This is a genomic window from Pseudomonas frederiksbergensis, from assembly GCF_003732705.1.
Classification (GTDB): domain Bacteria; phylum Pseudomonadota; class Gammaproteobacteria; order Pseudomonadales; family Pseudomonadaceae; genus Aquipseudomonas; species Aquipseudomonas frederiksbergensis_F.
Genome location: NZ_MOBR01000006.1, coordinates 230,936 through 254,424 on the forward strand (window position 1 = coordinate 230,936; position 23,489 = coordinate 254,424).

Consider the following 23,489-nt stretch of genomic DNA (forward strand, 5'->3'; position numbering starts at 1 on the left):
CGATGGGTTTCAATCTTTCCGAATGGGCGCTGCGTAACCGCCAGATCGTACTGTTCCTGATGCTTTTGCTGGCGATCGTCGGCGCACTTTCCTACACCAAGCTTGGCCAAAGCGAAGACCCGCCGTTCACCTTCAAGGCCATGGTGATTCGTACCAATTGGCCGGGGGCCACAGCCCAGGAAGTCTCGCGACAGGTCACCGAGCGCATTGAAAAGAAGCTGATGGAAACCGGCGAGTACGAGCGCATCGTCTCGTTCTCCCGTCCGGGTGAATCCCAGGTGACGTTCATGGCCCGGGATTCGATGCACTCGGCGCAGATCCCGGAGCTGTGGTATCAGGTCCGCAAAAAGATCAGCGACATCCGCCAGACCCTGCCGCCGGGCATTCAAGGGCCGTTTTTCAACGATGAATTCGGCACCACGTTCGGCAACATCTACGCCCTGACCGGCGACGGTTTTGACTACGCGGTGCTCAAGGATTACGCCGACCGCATCCAGATTCAGCTGCAACGGGTCAAGGATGTAGGCAAGGTCGATCTGCTCGGCCTGCAGGACGAGAAGATCTGGATCGAACTGTCCAACGTCAAACTCGCCACCCTCGGCTTGCCGCTCGCCGCAGTGCAGCAGGCGCTTGAAGAGCAGAATTCGGTGTCCACCGCTGGCTTCTTCGAAACCAGCAGCGAGCGATTACAGCTACGGGTCACCGGGAATTTTCAGACAGTCGAACAGATAAAAAGCTTTCCGATCCGGGTCGGTGATCGTACGTTCCGCATCGCCGATGTCGCCGACGTGCGTCGCGGTTTCAACGATCCACCGGCGCCGCGTATGCGTTTCATGGCCGAGGACGCTATCGGTCTGGCCGTGGCGATGAAGGACGGTGGCGACATTCTGGTCCTCGGCAAGGCCCTGGAAGTCGAGTTCGACCGCATCCAGAAAAACCTCCCCGCCGGTATGCAACTGCGCAAGGTTTCGGACCAGCCTGCCGCGGTGAAAACCGGTGTTGGCGAGTTCGTCCAGGTGCTGGTCGAAGCCCTGGCGATCGTGTTGCTGGTGAGTTTCTTCTCCCTCGGCGTGCGCACCGGCATGGTCGTGGCGCTGGCCATTCCGCTGGTGCTGGCGATGACGTTCGCCTGCATGTATTACCTCGGCATCGGCCTGCACAAGATTTCCCTCGGTGCTTTGGTGCTGGCCTTGGGTTTGCTGGTGGACGACGCGATCATCGCCGTGGAAATGATGGCGATCAAAATGGAGCAGGGCTTCGACCGCATCAAGGCCGCCAGCTATGCCTGGACCAGCACCGCGTTCCCGATGCTCACTGGCACGTTGATCACGGCGGCCGGGTTCCTGCCCATCGCCACCGCGCAATCGGGCACCGGTGAATACACCCGCTCAATCTTCCAGGTAGTCACCATCGCGCTGTTGGCGTCGTGGATTGCTGCCGTGGTGTTTGTGCCGTACCTGGGGGAAAAACTCCTGCCGGACCTGGCGAAGATTCACGCAGCCAAACACGGCACCACGGGCGGTCAGCCCGACCCTTATGGCACGCCGTTCTATCAGCGCGTACGACGCTTGGTGGAGTGGTGCGTGCGCTGGCGCAAGACCGTGATCACACTGACGGTCATCCTGTTCATCGCCTCCATCGTGCTGTTCCGCTTCGTGCCGCAGCAGTTTTTCCCGGCCTCGGGTCGGCTGGAACTGATGGTCGATCTGAAACTGGCCGAAGGCGCGTCCCTGAGCAACACCACCGACGAGGTTAAACGCCTTGAAGGTCTGCTGAAGGATCACGCCGGCATCGACAACTACGTGGCCTACGTCGGCACCGGTTCGCCGCGATTTTACCTACCGCTGGATCAGCAACTTCCTGCGGCGAGCTTCGCTCAGTTTGTGGTCCTGGCCAAGACCATCGAGGAGCGCGAAACCCTGCGCACCTGGCTGATCGAAACCCTCAACGAACAGTTCCCGGCGCTGCGCTCGCGGGTTACGCGTTTGGAAAACGGCCCGCCGGTTGGCTATCCGGTGCAGTTCCGCGTCACCGGCGAGCACATCGAAGAAGTCCGTGCCCTGGCCCGTAAAGTGGCGGAAAAAGTTCGCGAGAATCCCCACGTGGTCAACGTCCATCTGGACTGGGAAGAACCGAGCAAAGTCGTGTACCTGAACGTTGATCAGGACCGCGCCCGGGCCCTCGGCGTCAGCACCGCCAACCTGTCGAAGTTTTTGCAAAGCTCCCTGACCGGTTCCAGCGTCAGCCAGTACCGCGAAGACAACGAGTTGATCGAAATCCTGCTGCGCGGCACCGTGCATGAGCGCACCGAACTGTCGCTGTTGCCGAGCCTGGCTGTGCCCACCGACAACGGCAAAAGCGTCGCGCTGTCGCAGATTGCGACCCTGGAATATGGCTTCGAAGAAGGCATCATCTGGCACCGCAACCGCCTGCCCAACGTGACGATTCGCGCGGACATCTATGGCAAGGAGCAACCGGCGACCCTGGTGCAGCAGATCATGCCGACCCTCGACCCGATCCGCGCCGAACTGCCGGATGGCTACTTGCTGGAAGTCGGCGGCACCGTGGAAGACTCGGCTCGCGGGCAGAACTCGGTGAAGGCCGGTGTGCCACTGTTCATTGTGGTTGTGTTGACGTTGCTGATGCTGCAACTGCGCAGTTTCTCACGCACGGTGATGGTGTTTCTGACAGCGCCACTGGGGCTGATCGGCGTGACCTTGTTCCTGATGGTGTTCCGCCAGCCGTTCGGCTTCGTCGCCATGCTCGGGACCATCGCCTTGTCCGGGATGATCATGCGCAACTCAGTGATCCTGGTGGACCAGATCGAACAAGACATCGCCGCCGGGCTCAAACCGTGGCAAGCGATCATCGAAGCCACGGTGCGGCGATTCCGGCCCATCGTGCTGACGGCACTCGCCGCGGTACTGGCGATGATCCCGCTGTCACGCAGCGTGTTCTTCGGGCCGATGGCGGTGGCAATCATGGGCGGGTTGATTGTCGCGACGGCGTTGACGTTGTTGTTCCTGCCGGCGCTGTATGCAGCGTGGTTCAGGATCAAGAAAGACCCCGCGTAATCCCGGCGGCCCCCGGGCCGCCTGCTCTTTACCGCCGAACACTGTTCAAAATTGTGGGAGCGGGCTTGCTCGCGAAAACGGTGCGTCAGTCAACGTTGATGTCGACTGACACGCCGCCTTCGCGAGCAAGCCCGCTCCCACATTGGGTTTCCTTGTTCCTACACCTTTTTCAGAATGCTTTGATATTGAGTCGCAGACGGCCAAATGCTGTACTCCTGACTCGGTTTTGATGAGTTTTTGAGACAGTCATAATGAAAAAGCCCCCCGCGCTCAAGGGCAGGTCAGACCCGGTGTTTGACTTGTTGGCGCAATCACCCCACAAGGAACGCCTCAAGGATTACCTTGCACTGCTAAAGCCTCTGGACGATCAGGGGCGCTACCTGCCATTCGATGAATTGCGTTATCGCTGGGCGCCGGGGCTGGATAGCCATCTCTGTTGGGCGCTGGTCAAGAAGGCCCGTACTGCCCAGTACGCCAGACTTCTGCCACTGGGCGAGCCCGTCCAGTGGGGCAACTTCGTATTGACACCCGTCGCGCAAAAAGCGATTTCGGCGGTCGATCGGCAAGCCAGCACCGCAGCGTTGGAATACATGACCCGCCAGCTGGGCGAACGCGCACATTTCAGCTACTTGCTCAATGACCTGATCGAAGACGAAGCCATCAGCAGCAGTCAGCTGGAAGGCGCGGCGACCACCACTCGGGTGGCCAAGGACATGCTCAAGCGTAAACGCCAGCCGCGTACGCCGGATGAACGAATGGTCATCGGCAACTACAAAATGATGAATTTCGCTTGGGAAAAGCGTTATGAACCCTTGAGCGTCGAGCTGATTGCAGCGATCCATCGGGTGGGGGTCGAAGGTATCGATGACTCGCAATATGCGCCGGGGATATTCAGGGCTAACGACGACGTCGTGGTGCAGGACGGTGAGGGTAATACCGTACACACACCGCCGCCCGCTGCGGGACTGGCGTCACGCTTGCAAGCGTTGTCGAAGTGGATCAACCAAACCCACAACGATCCCTTTCACCCGAACTATGTTCATCCATTGATCAAAGCCGTTGCGCTACATTTTGCCCTGGGCTACGAGCATCCGTTTCGCGACGGCAACGGTCGTGTCGCCCGGGCGCTGTTTTACTGGTTGATGTTCAAGAATGACTTTTCGGCTTTTCGCTACATTGCCATCAGCACGCTGCTGCGCAACGCACCGGTGAAGTACGGACGCTCGTATCTGTACACCGAAGCGGATGACCTGGACGTGACGTACTTCATCGATTTCCAGTGCTCGGTCGTTTTGCGGGCGGTGACTGGCTTTACTGAGGTCTACCGCAAAAGCCTGGCTTATGGTGGGAGCGAGCCTGCTCGCGAAGGCGTTGTGTCAGTCAGTACACGCTCGACTGGGCGACCGCTTTCGCGAGCAGGTTCGCTCCCACAGTAGATCTCCAGTGAATATGACATTTGCGTACGCCAGTGAACCCTTGTGGGAGCGGGCTTGCTCGCGAAAGTGGTGTGTCAGTCAAAGTTGATGTCGACTGACACGCCGCCTTCGCGAGCAAGCCCGCTCCCACAGGGTTTTGCGCTGGGGTTTAGAGCGTACCGAAGACTTTCTTGGCCAAACTGGTCGCCGCTGCCGCCGGGTTCTGGCGGATGGTTTCTTCCTGTTTGCCGATCATCTCGAACAAGCCGTTGAGGGTCTGTTCGGTCACGTAGCTTTCGATGTTGGCGCTTTTCGCGTCCAGTACGCCCAGTGTCGCGGCTTGGCCGGCGAACGAGTTGTATTGCTTGGCCAGGCCAACCTGGTCGGTGGCTTGCTTGACGATCGGCAGGAACTTGGCGCGGATCTGTTCGCGGCTGGATTTGTCCAGGTACTGGGTGGCGGAGTCTTTGCCGCCGCTGAGGATGCCCTTGGCATCGGCCACGCTCATTTTTTTCACCGCATCCACAAGGATCGGCTGGGCCTGGGTCACGGCGGTTTCTGCCGCTTTGTTCATGCTGGTTTCCAGTTGATCAACCTGGGCGCCCATGCCGAAGGCTTTCATTTTGCTGGCGACTTTGCCCAGTTTGCCCGGCAGTTCGATCTTCACGTCCGGGTTATTGCTGAAACCGCCCGGTGTGCCGAGTTGTTTGACGGCCAGTTGCGCGCCTTGGGTCAGTGCGTCCTTGAGGCCGCCAGTGGCATCGTTTTGCGACAGGTCATTGAGGGACAACGCCAGGGCGCTGGCGGAAATCATCAAGCCTGCGCACAGGCCGGCGAAGCGAAGGGTAGGGCGGAGCATGGCGGCTTCCTTGTACGAATAAGGGAAATTAGCGAACGGCGTCGACGCGGATTTTCAGTGGCTGCGGATCATTGCGATCGAGTTGCACTGCATGGTTTTCGGTGGTGATGAACATCAGTTCACCGTTCACCTCAATGCGTGCGCTGACCGAATAACGATGACCGGGTTTGATCTGCGCCGGGTCGTAGCTCAGGTGAAACGGCAGCGGGACCTGGCCTTTGACCGGGCCTTTCTGCTCATTCAGTACAACGGCGGGCGCATCGGCCAGGGACACGTCCTGCAGGCTGACGCTCAAGGTGGCGCTCGGCGGCAGGGCGATGCGTTGCAGGTAGAACACTTCGCCATCGAGGCTGGTTTTGGCGCCAGGGTGCAAGGTTTGGCAGGCACCGAGCAGAGTGGTCAGGCAAACAAGCATCAGTTTTTTCATCGAGGGCCTCTAAAACGTTGGCGCCAGCAGGAACCTGGCGCCCGGGGAATTTAGCGGATTTTGCGGTGCACGTCGAAACTCAAAAAAACGGCTTGCCGACAAATGCTGATCAACGGGACGAAGCTTCTTTAAATCCGAAAGGCACTAATACCGCGAGATCAGGGTAGACAGAGATATCCCGGCCAAACCTGTTTTCCATGCCTTTCAATGTGTAACGTTTGCCGGGAATCACCTGCGCCGGATCGTAATTTAGATAAAACGACGTGGCTGTTTCTTCATCGCACTGTAGACGAACAAGTTCAGCGCCCGGCTCATTATGTTCATGGGCGCGGATAGTAATTGCTTGATCGCGCTCGACGGGTTTCGGCTGTTGCGCCTCGACATAAAGTTGCCCGATCGGACTCAAGTGAAGTGTCTGGTAGTGGGGTGCCTTGGCGACCGTGACGAAGTAATCCAGGTCCAGCAACAAGGGGGTGCGATTATGGCTTAGTTGTACATTGACCTGATATTTGACGCTCACATCTTCATAGTTGTGCGGGAATGAAAAATTCCACTGTCCGTCCGCGATGTCGGGATGAATCCAGTTCATGACGGTGATGGGGCGGGAGGTATTAATGATTTGAATGTTGATGCGGGTCTCACGCTCGCCCTCCGTCGGCACGGAATAAAAAGGCGGGAGCTTGAATGTCAGGGTGATAGTCGAGTTGTTATCCATCGCGATGTCCTTATCGTGATAATGAAAAAACTCAATTTATCCGTTAATTAACTAATAAGGAAACGTCCGTGTTTCCTTGTTAGTTGTCGGGAAGTTACAACGGGCTGGCGTCCGCCGCATCTTCACTGCGATGCAATGCCACTTGACGGATCGACAAGCGAATCTCCGCCGGCAATACACGTTTCGCCGCGCCTTCCGCCAACTCACCCAGCAACTCGTGATAACTCAACTTGCCTGCCTCATCACGCTTGAGCACCTCCAGATCGAGCAGGGTCTGGATGAAGTGGCGGAACAGGCTCTTGTCGAAGAACTCCGGGGCGTTCAGGCCATGGAGGATCGACAGGCGCTGGGCCATGACGGTGCAGAGGTCTTCCAGTTCTTCGGCGCTGATGCTGTTCTGGCCGCTGTTCAACAGCAGGGAAACAGTCATGTAGAAACGTTGCAGAGTCTGGGCGATGCTTTTTGACAGCAAGGTCAGCAGTACGAAATGTCGCGAACTCGGCGCCGGGCGCAGGTACACATCGTTCTCGAAACGCAGCAGGCCTTGTTCGACAAAAGCTTCCAGCCATTGATCGACCACGCCGTCCAACTCTTCCATGGACCAGCGAATGAACAGCTCCGATTGCAGGTACGGGTACAGCGCGCGGGTGTAGCGCAGGATCTGTTCGCGGCTCATGCGCGAGGCGCTCTGGAAGAAGCTCGCGAGCAACGCCGGCAGGGCGAAGATGTGCAACACGTTGTTGCGGTAGTAGGTCATCAGGACCGCGTTCTGCTCGTCCAGGTACAGAATCTTGCCCAAGGCATCGCTCTGTTCGGACAGCAGGTCCATGTCCTTCACATGCTCGATCAGCGCCCGACCGTCACCTTCCGGCAACGTGGTGTGCGGCGAGTAAGGGACCTTGCGCAGCAGCGCCAGATACAAATCGAGCACCCGCGCCATCGCACGATCATCCAGGGCCAGACGACTGGTGGACAGCAGCGCCAGGGCCACGAGGTTCACCGGGTTGATCGCTGCTGCTTCGTTCAGATGCTGTGCGACTTTCTCACCGAGGCGGTTAGTGGTTTCGTTGAGCCAGGCCGGTTTGAATTGCGGACCGAGTTCCTGTTGGCGCCAGTCCGGCTGTTCGCTGTCGAGGAATTCCGCCAGTTTGATCGGTTCGCCGAAGTTCACCGCCACTTGGCCGAAACGCTGCTTGAGGGCGCCGATGACTTTGAAGATGTCGAAGATTGATTCTTTCTTCTTGCTCGCGCCACGCAGTTCGCCGAGGTAGGTCCGGCCTTCCAGGACGCGCTCGTAACCGATGTACACCGGGATGAATACAATCGGCATGCGCGACGAACGCAGGAAACTGCGCAAGGTGATCGCCAGCATCCCGGTTTTCGGTTGCAGCATGCGCCCGGTGCGCGAACGGCCGCCCTCGACGAAATATTCGACCGGGAAACCTTTGGTGAACAGGGTGTGCAGGTATTCGTTGAACACCGAGGTGTAGAGCGGGTTGCCCTTGAAGGTACGGCGCATGAAAAACGCGCCACCTCGGCGCAGCAGGCTGCCGATCACCGGCATATTGAGGTTGATCCCGGCGGCAATGTGCGGCGGGGTCAGGCCGTTGCGGAACAGCAGATACGAAAGCAGCAGGTAATCGATGTGACTGCGATGGCACGGCACGTAGATCACTTCGTGACCCTGGGCGACTTTCTGCACACCTTCGATGTGGTTGACCTTGATCCCGTCGTAGATCTTGTTCCAGAACCAGCTCAGCACCACTTCCAGGAAACGGATCGCGGTGTAGGTGTAGTCCGAGGCAATCTCGTTGCCATAGCGCAGGGCCTGGGCCTTGGCTTTATCCGGGGAGATGTTCTCGCGCTCGGCTTCGTCGAGGATCGCTTGTTTGACCAGCGGCTGATTGAGCAAGCCTTTGACCAGGTTGCGGCGGTGGGAAATGTCCGGGCCGATCACCGCGGCTTTGAGGTTGCGGAAGTGCACCCGCAGGATCCGCTGGGCCATGCGCACGGTGCGCTCGTGGCCCTTGTTGTGGTCGATCAGTTCGCGCAAATGAATCGGTGCCGAGAACTGCACCCGGGTTTTGCGCCCCAGCACGATGATGCTGAGCAAGCGACGCAGACGCCCGGTGACCGCCCAACTGTCGGCGAACAACAGCTTCCACGGGCTCGACTCGCTGTCCGGCGATTGGCCCCAGAACACGCTGACCGGGATGATCTGCGCATCTTCGGCGGCGTTCTGGCTCAGGGCGCTGACCAGGCGGGTCAGGGTCGGCGGCGCGCCGCGCTTGTCCTGGCGGCCGAGCCAATCGGGCTCGGGGGTCAGGTAAAAAAACGCGGCAGGTTCAATCAACGCACCGACAGAGACCGGCAGCACCGGGCGCGGCAGGCCGGCCTTGGTGCACTCGGTGTCGACCACGGCCAGGTCGGTCAGCGAAGGGTTTTGCAGGACGTAGAACACCGGACGGCTGCGGTCGAGGTTGAGGGTAAGGGACGACTGGTTGATCGTCTCCGAGCGAACCCAGAGGTACAACAGTCGGCGCAGGGTGCCAAACACAAGACGGCGGAACGGGGAACGGGTCATACGGCTTCTGCGTGAGTGAATAAAACCGAGCAAATGCTCGGGCGGTCGATAGTGTGCCGTATTCGCCGAAAATCGGCAAAAAAGCGGTCAAGTAATCTTGAGTTGAGAGTTTTCGCGGCTGTCATATACTCGACCGCTCAAAATAAAAAGAAGAGGGACTGATACATGGCTACGCGCGAAACCGGCAGTGTGAAGTGGTTCAACGACGCCAAGGGCTATGGCTTTATTCAACGCGAGGACGGAGTGGACGTGTTCGTGCACTACCGCGCGATTCGTGGCGAGGGCCACCGTTCGTTGGCTGAAGGCCAGCAGGTTGAATATGCCGTGGTGACGGGGGAGAAGGGGCTGCAGGCTGAGGATGTGGTGGGGCTGTAAACCCGATTCCCGGATTACGCATGACCTGACCGATCGTTCCCACGCTCTGCGTGGGAATGCATCCCGGGACGCTCCGCGTCCCTTCAACGGCCGAACGCGGAGCGTCCGTTGAGGCGTTCCCACGCGGAGCGTGGGAACGATCAATAAGGGCTGTGGTTACGCGGTTTTCCAGGTGATTTCTTCTTCGCCGTCGGCGCTGATGCGCATCCAGCGATCGGCTGTCTCTTCACCTTCTTCCTCGACCCAAGTCCCCGGTGCGCAACGTACTTCCACGTTCAGTGCGGCAAACGCTGCGCGGGCGCAGGCGATGTCGTCATCCCATGGGGTCTGGTCGCTTTCCAGGTACAGGCTGTTCCATTTGCCCACGGCTTTCGGCAGCCAGGTCACGGGCACGTTGCCGGCCTTGCACTTGTAGGTCTGGCCCTTCTTGACCCACTCACTGCACGAGCCCAGTGCTTCGCTAAGCCACTCTGCGACGGCTTTGTAGTCGACGTCGGCGTCTTTCAGGTAAATCTCGATATCGGGTTGGCGCATGGATGTCCTCACTGCGGTCTTGAAAAATCCATTCGCGGATTTAGCCGGCCTCAAGCTGTTGCTCAAGACCAAAAATTATTGAAGTACGAAGTAATCGTAACGCATCGATACAGTGACCTCGAACGGCTCGACCTGCTCGATGACCGCCGCCCGGCGCTCGGCACTGGCGCGCCAGCCGTGGGGCGTCATGGCCAACAGGTTGGCACGATCCTGACCACTTTCCAGTAACAGTTTGAACTCCAGGGTTTCGCTGTGCGCCAGCGCCATGCCTTCCGGCACCAGGGCCAGATGCTTGTCGTCGGTGTATTCACGCACTTCGTCGTACAGGCTTTCGCGCAATTCCATCAGGTGGCCGCTGGTCGGCCCGACTTTCATCAAGCCACCGCCAGGGCTGAGCAAGCGCTTGGCTTCTTCCCAATCCAATGGACTGAACACGCTGGCGAGAAACTGGCAACTGCCGGACGCCAACGGCACCCGCGCCATGCTGGCGATCAACCAGGTCAGATCGGGGTTGCGTTTGCAGGCGCGTTTGACCGCTTCCTTGGAGATGTCGAGGGCGTAGCCGTCAGCATTCGGCAAGGCTTCGGCGATTTGCGCGGTGTAGTAACCCTCGCCACAACCGATGTCGAGCCAGCGCTGGGGCGCGTATTGCGCCGCCAGCTCTGCCAGGCGCTTGGCCACTGGTGCGTAATGGCCTGCGTTCAAGAAATCACGCCGGGCCTCGACCATCGCCAGGTTATCCCCAGGGTCGCGGCTGTTCTTGTGCTGCACCGGCAGCAGGTTCAGGTAACCCTGGCGCGCGCGGTCGAAACGATGCCCGGCGGGGCAGGCCACGCCGTTGTCCACCGCATTCAGCGGTTCGCTGCAGATCGGGCAAGCAAGCATCAGGCGAGCAACTTGATCAGGGTCTGGTAGTAGATTTCGGTCAGCACATCGAGGTCGGCGGCCAGCACACGCTCGTTGACCTGGTGAATCGTCGCGTTGACCGGCCCCAGCTCAACAACCTGGGTGCCCATGGTCGCGATAAAGCGCCCGTCGGACGTGCCGCCGCTGGTGGAAGCCTTGGTTTCGCGACCGGTGATGTCCTTGATGCTCGACGCCACGGCATCCAGCAGGGCGCCCGGTTCGGTGAGGAACGGCAGGCCCGACAGCGCCCAATCCACGTGCCAGTCCAGGCCATGCTTGTCGAGGATGTCGGCCACGCGTTTTTGCAGGCCTTCGACGGTGGATTCGGTGGAGAAGCGGAAGTTGAACACCGCTACCAGATCACCGGGAATCACGTTGGTCGCGCCAGTGCCGGAGTTGACGTTGGAAATCTGAAAACTGGTCGGCGGGAAGAAGTCGTTGCCGTGGTCCCAATGCTCGGCGGCCAGTTCGGCCAGGGCCGGGGCGGCGAGGTGGATCGGGTTCTTCGCCAGATGCGGGTAGGCCACGTGGCCTTGGATACCGCGTACGGTCAGCTTGGCGCCGAGGGAGCCGCGACGGCCGTTCTTGACCACGTCACCGACCAGCGTCGTACTCGACGGCTCACCGACGATGCACCAGTCCAGACGTTCCTTGCGCGCAGCAAGACGTTCGATCACAGCCTTGGTGCCGTGATGCGCCGGGCCTTCTTCATCGCTGGTGATCAGGAAAGCGACCTTGCCCTTGTGATCCGGGTAGTCGGCGACAAAACGCTCGGCGGCCACGGTCATCGAGGCCAGACTGCCTTTCATGTCCGCTGCGCCACGACCGCACAACATGCCGTGTTCATCGATCACTGCGTTGAACGGGTCAATCTGCCACGCCGTCACCGGGCCAGTCGGAACCACGTCGGTGTGGCCGGCGAAGCACAGCACCGGACCGTCGTGTTTACCGTGGGTAGCCCAGAAGTTATCCACATCTTCGATGCGCATCGGCTCCAGTTGGAAACCGGCATCGCCCAGGCGCTGCATCATCTGCTTCTGGCAATCGGCGTCGACCGGCGTCACGGACGGACGGCGGATCAGGTCGATGGCGAGTTGAAGGGTCGGCGAAAGGTCGGCGTGGGCCGTCATGGAAAACTCCGGAAGCTAATTGTGTAGGAGCAAAGCTTGCTCGCGATGAACGATGATGAGGTCTTTCTGTTACACCGAATCGCATCAATCGCGAGCAAGCTTTGCTCCTACAGGATTTGGTGCTGGGCGCGCAAAATGGCGGTTATCTTAAAGCAAAACGGCGGCCATTGGCCGCCGTTTAGTGCATCTGCGTGGATTTAGACGGCTGGTAGCGGCTCAGGCTCGGCAGCCGGTTTCGGCAGCGAAGACAGGAACGCCATGATCAGCGCCGCCAGATACGGCAGCGACTGCACCAACAACATGATCACCCAGAAGCGGATGTCGTTGCTCGGCAGGCCCTGCACCAGGAAGATCCCCAGCGCCGCGCCCCACAGCAGCAGCATGATGAACACCTCTTCCCGTGCCTCCGAAATCGCCACCCAGAAGCCGTGGTTATCGGCGTTTTTCGGCGTACGGAAGAACGGAATGCTGCTGGTGAAGAAGCCGTACAGCACCGCTTTGGCGATGGTGTGCGACAACGCCAGACCGGCCAGTGCGGCGCAGAATGCATCCTTCAGATTGACCCCGACCGCACGGCGATACAGGAAGATGATCTTGGCCACCTTGAACACGAACAGCGCCAACGGCGGGATCGCAAAAATCAGCAACGGCGGATCGACCCGCTGCGGAACGATGATCATCGCCGCCGACCACAACAGGGCGCCGACGGTGAAGAAGATGTTCATGCCATCCGCGACCCACGGCAACCAGCCCGCGAGGAAGTGGTAACGCTGGCCACGGGTCAGCTCGGTGTCCTTGCCGCGCAGCAAACTGGCGGTGTGACGCTTGATGATCTGAATCGCGCCATAGGCCCAACGGAAACGCTGTTTCTTGAAGTCGATAAAGGTATCCGGCATCAGGCCTTTGCCGTAGCTGGTGTGGTAATACGCCGCCGACAGGCCTTTTTCGAATACCCGCAGACCCAGTTCGGCGTCTTCACAGATGCACCAGTCGGCCCAACCCAGTTCCTCGAGCACCGAACGGCGGGTCATGGTCATGGTGCCGTGCTGGATGATCGCGTCACGGTCGTTACGGGTGACCATGCCGATGTGGAAGAAGCCTTTGTATTCCGCGTAGCAGAGCTTCTTGAAGGTGCTTTCGTTCTGGTCGCGATAATCCTGTGGCGACTGCACCACAGCGATTTTCGGATCGGCGAAGTGCGGCACCATGTGCTTGAGCCAGTTCGGATCGACGCAGTAGTCCGAGTCGATCACCGCAATCACTTCGGCATCCTTGGCGGTGTGCGGGATCAGGTAGTTCAGTGCGCCACCCTTGAAGCCGGCGAGCGGGGCGACGTGGAAGAACTTGAAGCGCGGGCCGAGGGTTTCGCAGTAATCGCGCACCGGCTCCCAGACCGCCGGGTCCTTGGTGTTGTTGTCGATGATCAGGACTTCGAAGTCCGGATAGTCGAGGTTGGCCAAGGCGTTGAGGGTCTGTTTGACCATCTCCGGCGGTTCGTTGTAGCACGGTACGTGAATCGACACTTTCGGTCGGTAGTCCGAATCCCCCACGACCGGCAGGAATTCTCGCCGGCGCTTGTGGGTCCAGACCGCTTCGGCCAGTTCGTGGGCTTCGGTCAGCAATACGATAAACACCCCGAGCGCGCCGAGGGCGAGCAAGAAGCCCACCGTCAGGCTGAACCAGGTGCTGTATTGCTGGCTGTAGTCGTAGCCGATCCACACCAGAACCGAACCGCACAGGAACGCGATAAAGGTCAGGAAGGTGCGGCCACGCTGGCGCAGGGCCGAGCCGTCGATCATCAGCAAGGTCAGGGAGAGCAGGGCCAGTACTGCCGAGCCGATCGCCAGCACGCGCCATTGCGGGATCGCAACAACCGGGCCTTCGAAGTTGAATTTCTGCTGACGCGCGGCGTTGAACACGCCCCAATACGCGCCCACCGAACCTTCGTCAGTGGCCTTCCACGGCTGGTCAAACGCTTCGATCACGAAGTAGTTGAAGCCTTGGCGGTTAAGCTTGTTGACCAAGGTGCGCAGGTAGATCGCCTGATCCGCCGGGCTCGAATCGGTGCCGCCACGCATACGGCCGTTGCTCGGCCAGCCAACCTCCGAGAGCAGCAGTGGTTTTTTCGGGAACATCTTTTTCAGGTCCCGGGCACGGTCGAGGACGAACTGACCTGCCTTGTCCACCGGGATGAATTCCCAATAAGGCAGAACGTGCGCGGCGATCAGGTCGACGTGCTTGGCCAGCTCCGGGTGTTCTTCCCAGACGTGCCACTGCTCGGACGTGGTCACCGGCACTTTCACGGCAGCGCGGACGCGGTCGAGGATGACGCTGAGGTCCTTGGCGGTAATTTCCTTACGGAAGATCGCCTCGTTACCTACAACCACGCGAACCACGCTGCGTGAGGTATTGGCCAGTTCGATGGCGCGCAGGATCTCGCGCTCATTGCGTTCCTGGTCCGGGCTGATCCAGATCCCCAGGGTCACCCGCAGGCCGAACTCTTCCGCCAGTTTGGGAATGTCCTCCAGCGTGCCGTCGACCGAGTAGGTACGGATGTTGTCCGTCAGCTTGCTCATGATCTCCAGGTCGCGACGCATTTCATCGTCGGTCGGGTACTGGTCTTTCTGTGGGTACTGGCCTTGTTGAAACGGCGAGTACGAAAAACCGGAGATCTGTTCAGGCCAGTTGGGGGCGGTGACCGGGCGGTTGATCAACGCCCAGAAGCCGGTAAACAAGGCAGCGATGGCGAGCACCACAACCAGGTTGAGTCCAAATTTACGCGATGACATAGCTATTTCAGGTTCCAAAGGCTGTGGAACGAAGGAACGGGTCGGCGGTTGGCCAAGGGGCGCGCATCCTACACCGTGCTTTCACTTACCGTACAGCAGGCAGGGAAAAGCCTGACGTTGGGCAATCCGGTTTCACATAAGTTCTTACACTTGTCGCTTGTAGCTTAGAACTTGTGGCTGCGTAGCCCTATAATGCGCGCCGGTTTTTGGGGTAATGGTCATGAGTACAGAAGATCCGCGGTTTGCCGGCATCGCTCGGTTGTATGGCATTGAAGGCCTGGAGCGCTTGCGCGCGGCCCATGTGGCGATCGTCGGCGTCGGCGGCGTCGGTTCCTGGGCGGCGGAAGCCATTGCCCGGTGTGGTGTGGGCGAGATTTCGCTGTTCGACTTGGACGACGTCTGCGTCAGCAATGCCAACCGTCAGTTGCATGCGCTGGACAGCACCGTCGGCAAACCCAAGGTCGAGGTGATGGCCGAGCGCCTGCGCGGGATCAACCCGGATTGCACGGTGCACGCGGTGGCGGATTTCGTGACCCGCGAGACCATGGCCGAATACATCACGCCGAACATCGATTGCGTGATCGACTGCATCGACAGCGTGAACGCCAAGGCTGCGCTGATCGCCTGGTGCAAGCGCCGCAAGATTCAGATCATCACCACGGGCGGCGCGGGCGGGCAAATTGACCCGACGCTGATCCAGGTCTGCGACCTGAACCGGACCTTCAACGATCCGCTGGCCTCGAAAGTGCGTTCCACGCTGCGCCGCGACTACAACTTCTCCCGCACTGTGACTCGCCATTACAGCGTGCCGTGTGTGTTCTCGACCGAGCAACTGCGCTACCCGAAGCCGGATGGCAGCATTTGCTTGCAGAAGAGTTTTGTCGGTGATGGCGTGAAACTCGACTGCGCTGGCGGATTTGGCGCGGTGATGATGGTGACGGCGACGTTCGGCATGGTCGCGGCGACCAAGGCTGTGGATAAGATTGTGGCGGGTGTGCGGCGGCCGGCGGATCGCATCAAACCCGAAGCTTGAAGTAGCCCCCTGATCGATCGTTCCCACGCTCTGCGTGGGAATGCAGCCCGGGACGCTCCGCGTCCCATACAGAGCCGAACGCGGAGCGTCCGTTGAGGCATTCCCACGCAGAGCGTGGGAACGATCAGTTACTGAGCCAACTCATTCATTCGCTGTAACACGGCATTCAAGCCATTACTGCGCGACGGTGACAACTGCCGGCTCAATCCAAGCTGATTGAACCAACCCGGCAAATCCACCTGCTGCAACTCAACCGCCGACAACCCATTGACCCGCGCCAACAGCAACGCCACCAACCCGCGAATCAACCGCGCATCGCTGCTGGCGCTGAACTGCCAGTGGCCATCCTGCAACCTACCTACCAGCCATACCTGGCTTTCACAGCCATGCACCCGGTTAGCCTCGACTTTATCCACATCGCTCAACGCCGGCAGGCGTTCGCCCCATTGCATCAGCAGTCGCGCCCGCTGTTCCCAGCTTCCGGCCTGCTGAAAGGCTTCCAGCGCCGTAACGGCATCGGCCGGCATACTCATCGCAGCAACTCCAGCGCCTGATCCAGCGCTTCAAAGAACCGCTCCAGATCCTCGGAATCGTTGTACAACGCCAGCGACACCCGAATCGCCCCGGCCAGCTCGAAGCTTTTCAGCAACGGCATGGCGCAGTGGTGACCGGCGCGCACGGCGATCCCCTGTTCCGTCAGCAAATGCGCCAGATCGGAGTTATGCACACCTTCGACGACGAAGCTGGCCAATGCCAATTGCGGTTTGCCCAGTAACCGAATGCCGTTGCGCGCTTCGAGACCCTTCAACAGATAGTCATGCAGCGCCGCTTCATGGGCGGATACGGCGTCCTGATCCAATCCAGCGAGGTAATCCAGGGTCGCCCCCAGGCCAATCACACTGGCAATCGGTGGCGTTCCGGCCTCGAAACCCAGCGGTGCCGGGCGGAAACGGGCGTCGTGGTAGTTGGCGTCCAGCACCATTTCGCCGCCGAATTGCCACGGACGCAACTGTTCAAGGGCTGCATTGCGCCCGAACAGCACACCGAGGCCATCGGGGCCGTAGAGTTTGTGACTGGAAAACACATAGAAGTCGCAAGCCAACGCCTGCACGTCATGCCGGCCGTGGACCACGCCTTGGGCGCCATCGACCACGGTCAGCGCGTTGTGCGCCTTGGCCAGCGCCAGCAACTGGGGCAACGGTTGCCAGACGCCCAGTACGTTGGACAACTGACTGACCGCCAGCAACCGGGTCCGCGGGCCTATCAGCTGCGCGGCGGCGGCAAGGTTGATGACACCGTCGGTATCCAGCGGCAGGATCACCAGTTTCAGGTCGCGGCGCAGGGCCAGTTGCTGCCAGGGCAACAGGTTGGCGTGATGCTCCAGGGCGCTGATGACAATTTCATCGCCCGGATTGAATTGATGTTCCAGGCCATAGGCCAGGAGGTTCAGCGCGGAAGTCGCGCCGTGGGTAAAGATGATCTGCCCGCAATCGCCGGCATTAAGCCATTGCGCGACTTTGCTGCGGCTGTCCTCGAATGCCTGGGTCGCATGTGCGCCCGGCAAGTGCTGCGCCCGATGCACGTTGGCTGCGCCATTGGCGTAGTAATGCGTCAGGGCATCCAGCAGGGCTTGAGGTTTTTGCGTGGTGGCGGCGCTGTCCAGATAGGTCTGGTCTTGCCGTTGCAATGCGGCGATGGCCGGAAAATCGGCACGCCAGGGAGAAGGAATCATCATGCTATCGGGCCCTGTTAAACATGGGCGGGGGAACGCCAGACCTTGACCTTGATGTTGCCCTTGTAGGAGCGAGGCTTGCCCGCGAAGCTTTTGGCGGCCTCAAGGGCCCCTTCGCGGGCAAGCCTCGCTCCTACAAGGGCAGGGCACAGGTGATCTTTTTGACGCTCTGCTTAGTTGTGAGCGTGCAGCGCTTCGTTCAGTTCGATGGCCGATTTGTGGGTTTTGCATTCCACGGCACCGGTCTCCGAATTGCGGCGGAACAGCAGGTCAGGTTGACCGGCCAGCTCACGGGCCTTCACGACTTTGACCAGTTTGTTGTGCTCGTCCAGCAGCGCCACTTTAGTGCCAGCGGTCACGTACAGGCCGGACTCAACAGTGTTGCGGTCGCCCAACGGGATACCGATACCGGCGTTGGCGCCGATCAGGCAGCCTTCGCCGACTTTGATCACGATGTTGCCGCCGCCCGACAGGGTGCCCATGGTCGAGCAACCGCCGCCCAGGTCCGAACCCTTGCCGACGAACACGCCAGCGGACACACGACCTTCGATCATGCCCGGGCCTTCGGTGCCGGCGTTGAAGTTGACGAAACCTTCGTGCATCACGGTGGTGCCTTCGCCCACGTAAGCGCCCAGGCGGATACGTGCGGCGTCAGCGATACGCACGCCGGCCGGTACCACGTAGTCGGTCATTTTCGGGAACTTGTCCACCGAGAACACTTCCAGCAGCTCGCCGCGCAGACGGGCTTCCAGTTGATGTTCAGCCAGTTCGGCGAGGTCGATGGCGCCCTGGCTGGTCCAGGCGACGTTCGGCAGCAGCGGGAACACACCGGCCAGGTTCAGGCCGTGAGGCTTGACCAGACGATGGGACAGCAGGTGCAGCTTGAGGTAAGCCTCAGGCGTGGAAGTCAGTTGCACGTCTTCAGCCAGAATGGTGGCGACCAGCGGCTTGTGGCTTTCGGCCAGACGGGTCAACAGCGCGGCTTGGCCGGTATCGACGTTTTTCAGCGCTTCAGCCAGTTGCGAGGCCTGGGCGGTGGTGAAAGCGATGGCCTGGTTGCCTTCGGTGTAGCCCAGGACTGGCGCGATGGCCGCGACCAGCTCGGCCGACGGGTTAAGCAGTGGCTGTGCGTAAAACACTTCCAGCCAGGCGCCTTGACGGTTTTGAGTGCCGACACCGAAGGCCAGGCTGAACAGGGAATTGGACATGTTGAGACCTCTAACAAAAAGGAACGGGCTGCCTTACTTGAGTGCGGCCGCGTAGATATCTGGCTTGAAGCCAATCAGGGTTCGGTCACCGAGATCAAGCACCGGGCGCTTGATCATCGAGGGTTGTGCGAGCATCAGTTCGATGGCTTTCGCTTGGTCGAGATCGGCTTTGCGTTCGTCGTCGAGTTTGCGAAAGGTCGTGCCTGCACGGTTCAACACCACTTGCCAGCCGTGCTCGTCGCACCATTGGCTCAGGTGTTCACGGTCGATTCCGGCCGTTTTGTAATCATGAAAGTCATAGCTGACAGCGTGTTCATCGAGCCAGGTGCGCGCCTTTTTCATGGTGTCGCAGGCTTTGATGCCGAAAAGGTGCAACGTTTTACTTGAAACGGTCAAGGAATTGCCCCCTTTACAGGTGCTGGAAAAAAATGGTGACGGATTATGCCATGGCCTTCCGGTTAAAACGCAAAACCTGTGGGAGCGGGCTTGCTCGCGAAGACGAAGTGTCAGTCGCCATCAGCGTTGCCTGACACACCGTCTTCGCGAGCAAACCCGCCCCCACACTGGATTTGTGGCGTTTCAGGGCGATGCGATAGTGGTGCGGCGGCCGGCTATCAGTCTAGGCGGCTAATATGGCACTTCAATGCTTTCGATGACTGGGGAGACGCTGCTGATTGGCTGTCGCGCAATACGCTTGAAAGCGCTGCGGGCGCAGCGCTTGGAGTTTAACTGCCCGAGCCGTCAGCACCGGATCAGTGATGACGTGCTGCGGGAGATGTGGAGTGAACGGGGTTTGAATTATTCGAATCGGGGGGGGGCAGATAGCGGCCCCCGATTTTCAAGCACTCGCTTAAAGATCTTTCCAGGGCAGATCATCCGGATCTACCGGATAAGTGGATTTTGCCATTTCTATATCCAGCTTACTCAATACGGTATTTATGCCGACTTCCCAGACACCGTCGGTCAGCTCTTTATCAATCGCGTAGTGCATGATGGAGTTCTTATCGTATTCGGTGTCAACGATCGCACCCGAATAGGGCGTCAACACTTGTTCATCTACCTGCTGTTCGTCCCATTCGTAGTGCTCGGAATAATGGGCGTAAACTTTCTCCCGGTTCCAGGGAATGGTTGCGTCGCGATGCAGGTGCTCGTGCAGGTAGCCAAGTGCGTGACCCATTTCATGGAGTACGGTCGACTCAAAGTTTTCATCGCTTGGGGTGGTTTCAAGGTACATCGTCGCTTCGTCTTGATCAAAAGTCAGCGCATCGGTGCCGATCAATGATTTGTTGTCGTCGCTGTCGGTTGTGATTCGGATATCCGCGTCGCCATTGGGCACTATGACGAACTTTAGATTTACATGTTTTATCCAATGGGTGATGGCCTTGGAAAAGGCGAGTAGGAAACTTGACGAAACATCTTCAAGAAACTTGATTTTCAGTTCGCGACCTGGCTTCCATAATTTTTTGTAGTCGCCCATGCCCAATATGGATAAATCGTTGTTTGAGGCGTTATTCGGGTTTTCTGTAATGGCTGCACGGTAGGATGCCAGTCGATCTTTTGGAGGGATTATCGAACAGGGTTTTGTTTTTTTCATAAGGGTCTCATTAATTTAAAGTTGTCTGATTCGCTGATTATCCGGATGGATCGGCGCGAAGTAGTAGAGGGCTTGATTCAAGCGAAGCGGATCTTGGGGCAGGTCAACTAACGCTCATTTAATGGAGGGTTATTCGTTTTCTGCAGGGTAGGGATAGGCCTCGGCCATGAACGCCTTGTCCTTTTCACTGAGCACCAGATTGAGGTCAATCTTGAAGTCGCCATGGGTCCATTCCTGACGGATCGCGTAGTGCATGATCGACTTCGGATCATAGGCGGAATAACGGACGTCGCTGGCGTCCAGGCGCTGGAGATAATGTCCGTCAAGCACGGTGCGTACGTAATGATCCTCGTCACTGTGTTCATCTACGCCATGGGCCGCGTAGAACGCGCCTCGGTCCCACGGAATAGTTGTCTCGGGATGCAGGTGTTCGTGCTGGGCGCCCAGTACGTGGCCAAACTCGTGCATGACATTGGCGGCGAAAAAGGCTGGCGCGCGCAAGTCCGGAGACAGACCCATGGTCGGCTCCTCTTCCTGCAACAACGCATCGGTGCCGACCAGCGACCAGTAAGTACCGGGTGTGCAACTGATACGGATATCGCCTTCATGCCCTTCGACAAAATCAAACTTCAGGTTGATGTGCGGCAACCAATGGTTGGCGGCAGCAATGGTCGCGTCCTTGAAGGTTTGATCGCCGTCCAGGAAGGCTATGCGCAAAGTTCGGCCCGGTGCCCAGAAGCGGGTGTGCCTGGCGACCGCACGTTTACCCCGTCGCGATGCAGAAGCAACGCGGTTGGCAGGGTTTTCGGCGACGGCAGCTTCATAGGACGCATTGATGTCATCGGCTTTTATAATCAGGCAGGGTACTTCTTTAAGCATATTTAAACTTCCATGTTTGTTGGGGCGTCAATGCCGCGTGGTAACGACAGTCGTCTCGGTTTCGCAGGTTGCTTGTTTTTCAAAGTGGCGAGTTGCCTGGCTTTGGATACGCCTTGCGCATATTTCGTCTGTCGAGTTTGCTTATTCGCGTGTTGCGACGAACCTCCCAATCGCCGAGTGTCAGCTCATTGTCGACAACGTAGTGCATGATGGAGTCTTTGTCATAAGGACCAAGAAGAAGATCAGTGCTCAACGACGAAAACAAATTGCCGTCGACTTCTTCCTCAGTCCATTGGAAGTTGTCTTTGTAAAATTCATAAACTTTGGGTTTGTCCCAGGGGATATTCGCCTTGGGGTGCTGGTGTTCGTGTTGCAGTCCCAGCGCATGGCCGAATTCATGGAGGACGGTCAATTCAAAGTCGGGGTCTTCGCAGTCAACGGCCAGGCGGAGGGTAGGCTCGAGTTCAGGAGCAAGTGTTGCATCGGTACCGACATAGGATTCGTTGGTTTGCGCATCGGTTTTAATGCGGATATCACCCTTCGCTGCGTCGTTGAAGGTAAAGGTCAGGTTGGTGGAGGGTTCCCATTGCCTGATGATTTTTTCGATTGTTTTTTTGATGTCCTCGGGAACTTCGTTGATAAAAGTAATATTGAGCGTCCTGCCATTCCCCCAGAATTTGTTCCATTGACCGACCGAGCGTTTGTGTCTTCCGCTATGCGATACAGTATTCCCGTTAAGCGGATTTTCCGCTATCGCTGATTCGTAAGAGGCTATGGGATTGTCCGGTTTTATAACTTTGCAAGTATTCATTGCTGACGTCCATGTGCGCAAAAAAATGGTCGGTATTTAACGAGCAATGAAAGGCTAAGCGAGATGAAGGCGCTTGTTAAGTTTAATTTGGTTGAGGCTGTTGCTTGATGTTTACAAACCCGCGCGGCATTGCACCGCGCGGGTTGTTATTTGATTATTTATTGGTAATAAACGCGCGAATTCGTTCTGCTGCTTCAACACATTCTGCCAACGGAGCAACCAACGCCATCCGGATTCTTCCGGCGCCAGGATTGAAACCCTCGACATCGCGGGACAAATAAGAACCCGGCACCACCGTCACGTGCTCTTTGACGAACAGATCCCGACAGAACGCCTCGTCATCGCCTTCAACATTCGGCCACAAGTAGAAACCGCCATCCGGGCGTTGCACGTCCATCACCGGGCTGAGAATTTCCAGTACCGCGTCGTACTTCTCGCGATACAGCGCACGGTTGGCGCGCACGTGCACTTCATCATTCCACGCGGCAACGCTGGCCAGTTGCGTCTGAACCGGCATCGCGCAGCCGTGGTAGGTGCGGTAGAGCAGGAAGCCTTTGAGAATGTCGGCGTCACCGGCGACAAAGCCTGAACGCAGGCCCGGCAGGTTCGAGCGCTTGGACAGGCTGTGGAACACCACGCAACGCTTGAAGTCCTGGCGGCCCAGTTCCACGCAGGCACTGAGCAGGCCGGGTGGCGGGGTTTGTTCGTCGAAGTACAGTTCGCTGTAGCACTCGTCGGCGGCGATCACGAAGTCGTGTTCGTCGGCCAGGGCGATCAGTTTCTTCAGGGTTTCAACCGGGATCAACGCGCCGGTCGGGTTGCCCGGCGAGCACAGGAACAGGATCTGGCAGCGTTTCCAGATGTCTGGGGATACGGCATCGAAATCCGGGTTGAAGCCGTTTTCGTCCAGGCACGGCAGGTAATGTGGCTTGGCACCGGCTAGGAACGCCGCGCCTTCATAGATCTGATAGAACGGATTCGGGCTGACCACCAGGGCATCTTCGCCACGGTTCACCACGGTTTGGGTGAAGGCAAACAGCGCTTCACGGGTGCCGTTGACCGGCAGCACATTGCGCGCAGGGTCGAGCCAGCTGCTTGGCACGTTGAAACGACGTTCGCACCAAGCCGCGATGGCTTCACGCAGGGCCGGGATGCCGAGGGTGGTCGGGTACACGGCCATCTGATCCAGATTGTTGGCCAGGGCTTCGGCGACAAAACTTGGCGAACGGTGCTTCGGCTCACCGATGGACAGCGCGATCGGGCGCTTGTCCGGGTTTGGCGTGACGCTGCCGAGCAGGGCGCGGAGCTTCTCGAACGGGTAGGGCTGCAACTGGTTCAGAGCGTTGTTCATCGGTGCGGGGTCTCTTTGAATGTGGGAGCGAGCCTGCTCGCGAAAGCGGTGTGTCAGTCAATGTTGATGTTGA

The 23,489-nt window shown here is 58.8% G+C and carries 20 protein-coding genes; 4 read left to right on the plus strand and 16 right to left on the minus strand.

Features of this window, described 5'->3' with window-relative positions; translation table 11 throughout:
- The first annotated feature begins 2 nt into the window (after nt 1–2).
- On the plus strand, nt 3–3,074 hold the full coding sequence (locus tag BK667_RS05880) for an efflux RND transporter permease subunit (RefSeq protein ID WP_123508014.1): 3,072 nt from the start codon (nt 3–5) through the stop codon (nt 3,072–3,074).
- A 251-nt stretch (nt 3,075–3,325) separates the two neighbouring features.
- On the plus strand, nt 3,326–4,510 hold the full coding sequence (locus BK667_RS05885) for a Fic family protein (RefSeq protein ID WP_123597049.1): 1,185 nt from the start codon (nt 3,326–3,328) through the stop codon (nt 4,508–4,510).
- A gap of 148 nt (nt 4,511–4,658) precedes the next feature.
- Here the strand turns inward: BK667_RS05885 and BK667_RS05895 are convergent, their stop codons facing one another.
- The 4 genes from BK667_RS05895 to plsB form a co-directional block, all read right to left on the minus strand.
- Nucleotides 4,659–5,348: a DUF4197 domain-containing protein gene (locus tag BK667_RS05895; RefSeq protein WP_123597050.1), complete on the minus strand. Its 690-nt coding sequence runs from the start codon at nt 5,346–5,348 to the stop codon at nt 4,659–4,661.
- Nucleotides 5,349–5,376: 28 nt separating this feature from the next.
- Nucleotides 5,377–5,775, minus strand: coding sequence for a YbaY family lipoprotein (locus tag BK667_RS05900; RefSeq protein WP_123597051.1), 399 nt, complete (start codon nt 5,773–5,775; stop codon nt 5,377–5,379).
- A 109-nt stretch (nt 5,776–5,884) separates the two neighbouring features.
- Nucleotides 5,885–6,490, minus strand: coding sequence for a hypothetical protein (locus BK667_RS05905; protein ID WP_123508020.1), 606 nt, complete (start codon nt 6,488–6,490; stop codon nt 5,885–5,887).
- Between the two features lie 94 nt (nt 6,491–6,584).
- The gene (gene plsB, locus BK667_RS05910; protein WP_123597052.1) at nt 6,585–9,074 is read right to left on the minus strand and encodes a glycerol-3-phosphate 1-O-acyltransferase PlsB; all 2,490 of its coding nucleotides are present in this window, start codon (nt 9,072–9,074) and stop codon (nt 6,585–6,587) included.
- A 165-nt stretch (nt 9,075–9,239) separates the two neighbouring features.
- Here plsB and BK667_RS05915 point away from each other — a divergent pair, with 165 nt between their 5' ends.
- Nucleotides 9,240–9,449 (plus strand): cold-shock protein, encoded by a 210-nt coding sequence (locus BK667_RS05915; protein ID WP_123405723.1) that lies wholly within the window; start codon nt 9,240–9,242, stop codon nt 9,447–9,449.
- 156 nt (nt 9,450–9,605) lie between these two features.
- Here the strand turns inward: BK667_RS05915 and BK667_RS05920 are convergent, their stop codons facing one another.
- The 4 genes from BK667_RS05920 to BK667_RS05935 all read right to left on the minus strand — a co-directional run bounded on the left by BK667_RS05920 (nt 9,606) and on the right by BK667_RS05935 (nt 14,808).
- On the minus strand, nt 9,606–9,983 hold the full coding sequence (locus BK667_RS05920) for a hypothetical protein (protein WP_123508024.1): 378 nt from the start codon (nt 9,981–9,983) through the stop codon (nt 9,606–9,608).
- A 75-nt stretch (nt 9,984–10,058) separates the two neighbouring features.
- A complete protein-coding gene (locus BK667_RS05925) occupies nt 10,059–10,868 on the minus strand; it encodes a putative RNA methyltransferase (protein ID WP_123597053.1) in 810 nt (269 codons plus the stop codon).
- Nucleotides 10,868–12,019 (minus strand): succinyl-diaminopimelate desuccinylase, encoded by a 1,152-nt coding sequence (gene dapE, locus BK667_RS05930; RefSeq protein WP_054616014.1) that lies wholly within the window; start codon nt 12,017–12,019, stop codon nt 10,868–10,870. The genes BK667_RS05925 and dapE overlap by 1 nt, the downstream gene beginning before the upstream one ends.
- A 197-nt stretch (nt 12,020–12,216) precedes the next feature.
- Nucleotides 12,217–14,808, minus strand: coding sequence for a glycosyltransferase (locus tag BK667_RS05935; RefSeq protein WP_123597054.1), 2,592 nt, complete (start codon nt 14,806–14,808; stop codon nt 12,217–12,219).
- A gap of 220 nt (nt 14,809–15,028) precedes the next feature.
- On the opposite strand from BK667_RS05935, the gene tcdA reads away from it, so the two are divergent.
- Complete coding sequence (gene tcdA, locus BK667_RS05940) at nt 15,029–15,841, plus strand: tRNA cyclic N6-threonylcarbamoyladenosine(37) synthase TcdA (protein ID WP_185058174.1); 813 nt, start codon at nt 15,029–15,031, stop codon at nt 15,839–15,841.
- 128 nt (nt 15,842–15,969) lie between these two features.
- Here the strand turns inward: tcdA and BK667_RS05945 are convergent, their stop codons facing one another.
- From BK667_RS05945 to dapC, 8 genes are all read right to left on the minus strand, one after another.
- Nucleotides 15,970–16,374 carry a SufE family protein gene (locus BK667_RS05945; protein ID WP_123597055.1) on the minus strand — a complete coding sequence of 135 codons (405 nt, stop codon included), beginning with the start codon at nt 16,372–16,374 and terminating at the stop codon, nt 15,970–15,972.
- Nucleotides 16,371–17,576, minus strand: a complete 1,206-nt coding sequence (locus BK667_RS05950; RefSeq protein WP_123597056.1) for an aminotransferase class V-fold PLP-dependent enzyme — start codon at nt 17,574–17,576, stop codon at nt 16,371–16,373. The genes BK667_RS05945 and BK667_RS05950 overlap by 4 nt, the downstream gene beginning before the upstream one ends.
- A 170-nt stretch (nt 17,577–17,746) precedes the next feature.
- Nucleotides 17,747–18,781 carry a 2,3,4,5-tetrahydropyridine-2,6-dicarboxylate N-succinyltransferase gene (dapD, locus tag BK667_RS05955; RefSeq protein WP_123508036.1) on the minus strand — a complete coding sequence of 345 codons (1,035 nt, stop codon included), beginning with the start codon at nt 18,779–18,781 and terminating at the stop codon, nt 17,747–17,749.
- Between the two features lie 33 nt (nt 18,782–18,814).
- A complete protein-coding gene (locus BK667_RS05960; protein ID WP_123597057.1) occupies nt 18,815–19,177 on the minus strand; it encodes an ArsC family reductase in 363 nt (120 codons plus the stop codon).
- Between the two features lie 454 nt (nt 19,178–19,631).
- On the minus strand, nt 19,632–20,375 hold the full coding sequence (locus BK667_RS05970; protein WP_123597059.1) for a M12 family metallopeptidase: 744 nt from the start codon (nt 20,373–20,375) through the stop codon (nt 19,632–19,634).
- Between the two features lie 129 nt (nt 20,376–20,504).
- Nucleotides 20,505–21,254 carry a zinc metalloprotease gene (locus BK667_RS05975; RefSeq protein WP_123597060.1) on the minus strand — a complete coding sequence of 250 codons (750 nt, stop codon included), beginning with the start codon at nt 21,252–21,254 and terminating at the stop codon, nt 20,505–20,507.
- Between the two features lie 79 nt (nt 21,255–21,333).
- The gene (locus tag BK667_RS05980) at nt 21,334–22,065 is read right to left on the minus strand and encodes a M12 family metallopeptidase (RefSeq protein ID WP_123597061.1); all 732 of its coding nucleotides are present in this window, start codon (nt 22,063–22,065) and stop codon (nt 21,334–21,336) included.
- A gap of 154 nt (nt 22,066–22,219) precedes the next feature.
- Nucleotides 22,220–23,416, minus strand: a complete 1,197-nt coding sequence (dapC, locus tag BK667_RS05985) for a succinyldiaminopimelate transaminase (protein ID WP_123597062.1) — start codon at nt 23,414–23,416, stop codon at nt 22,220–22,222.
- Between the last annotated feature and the right edge of the window lie 73 nt (nt 23,417–23,489).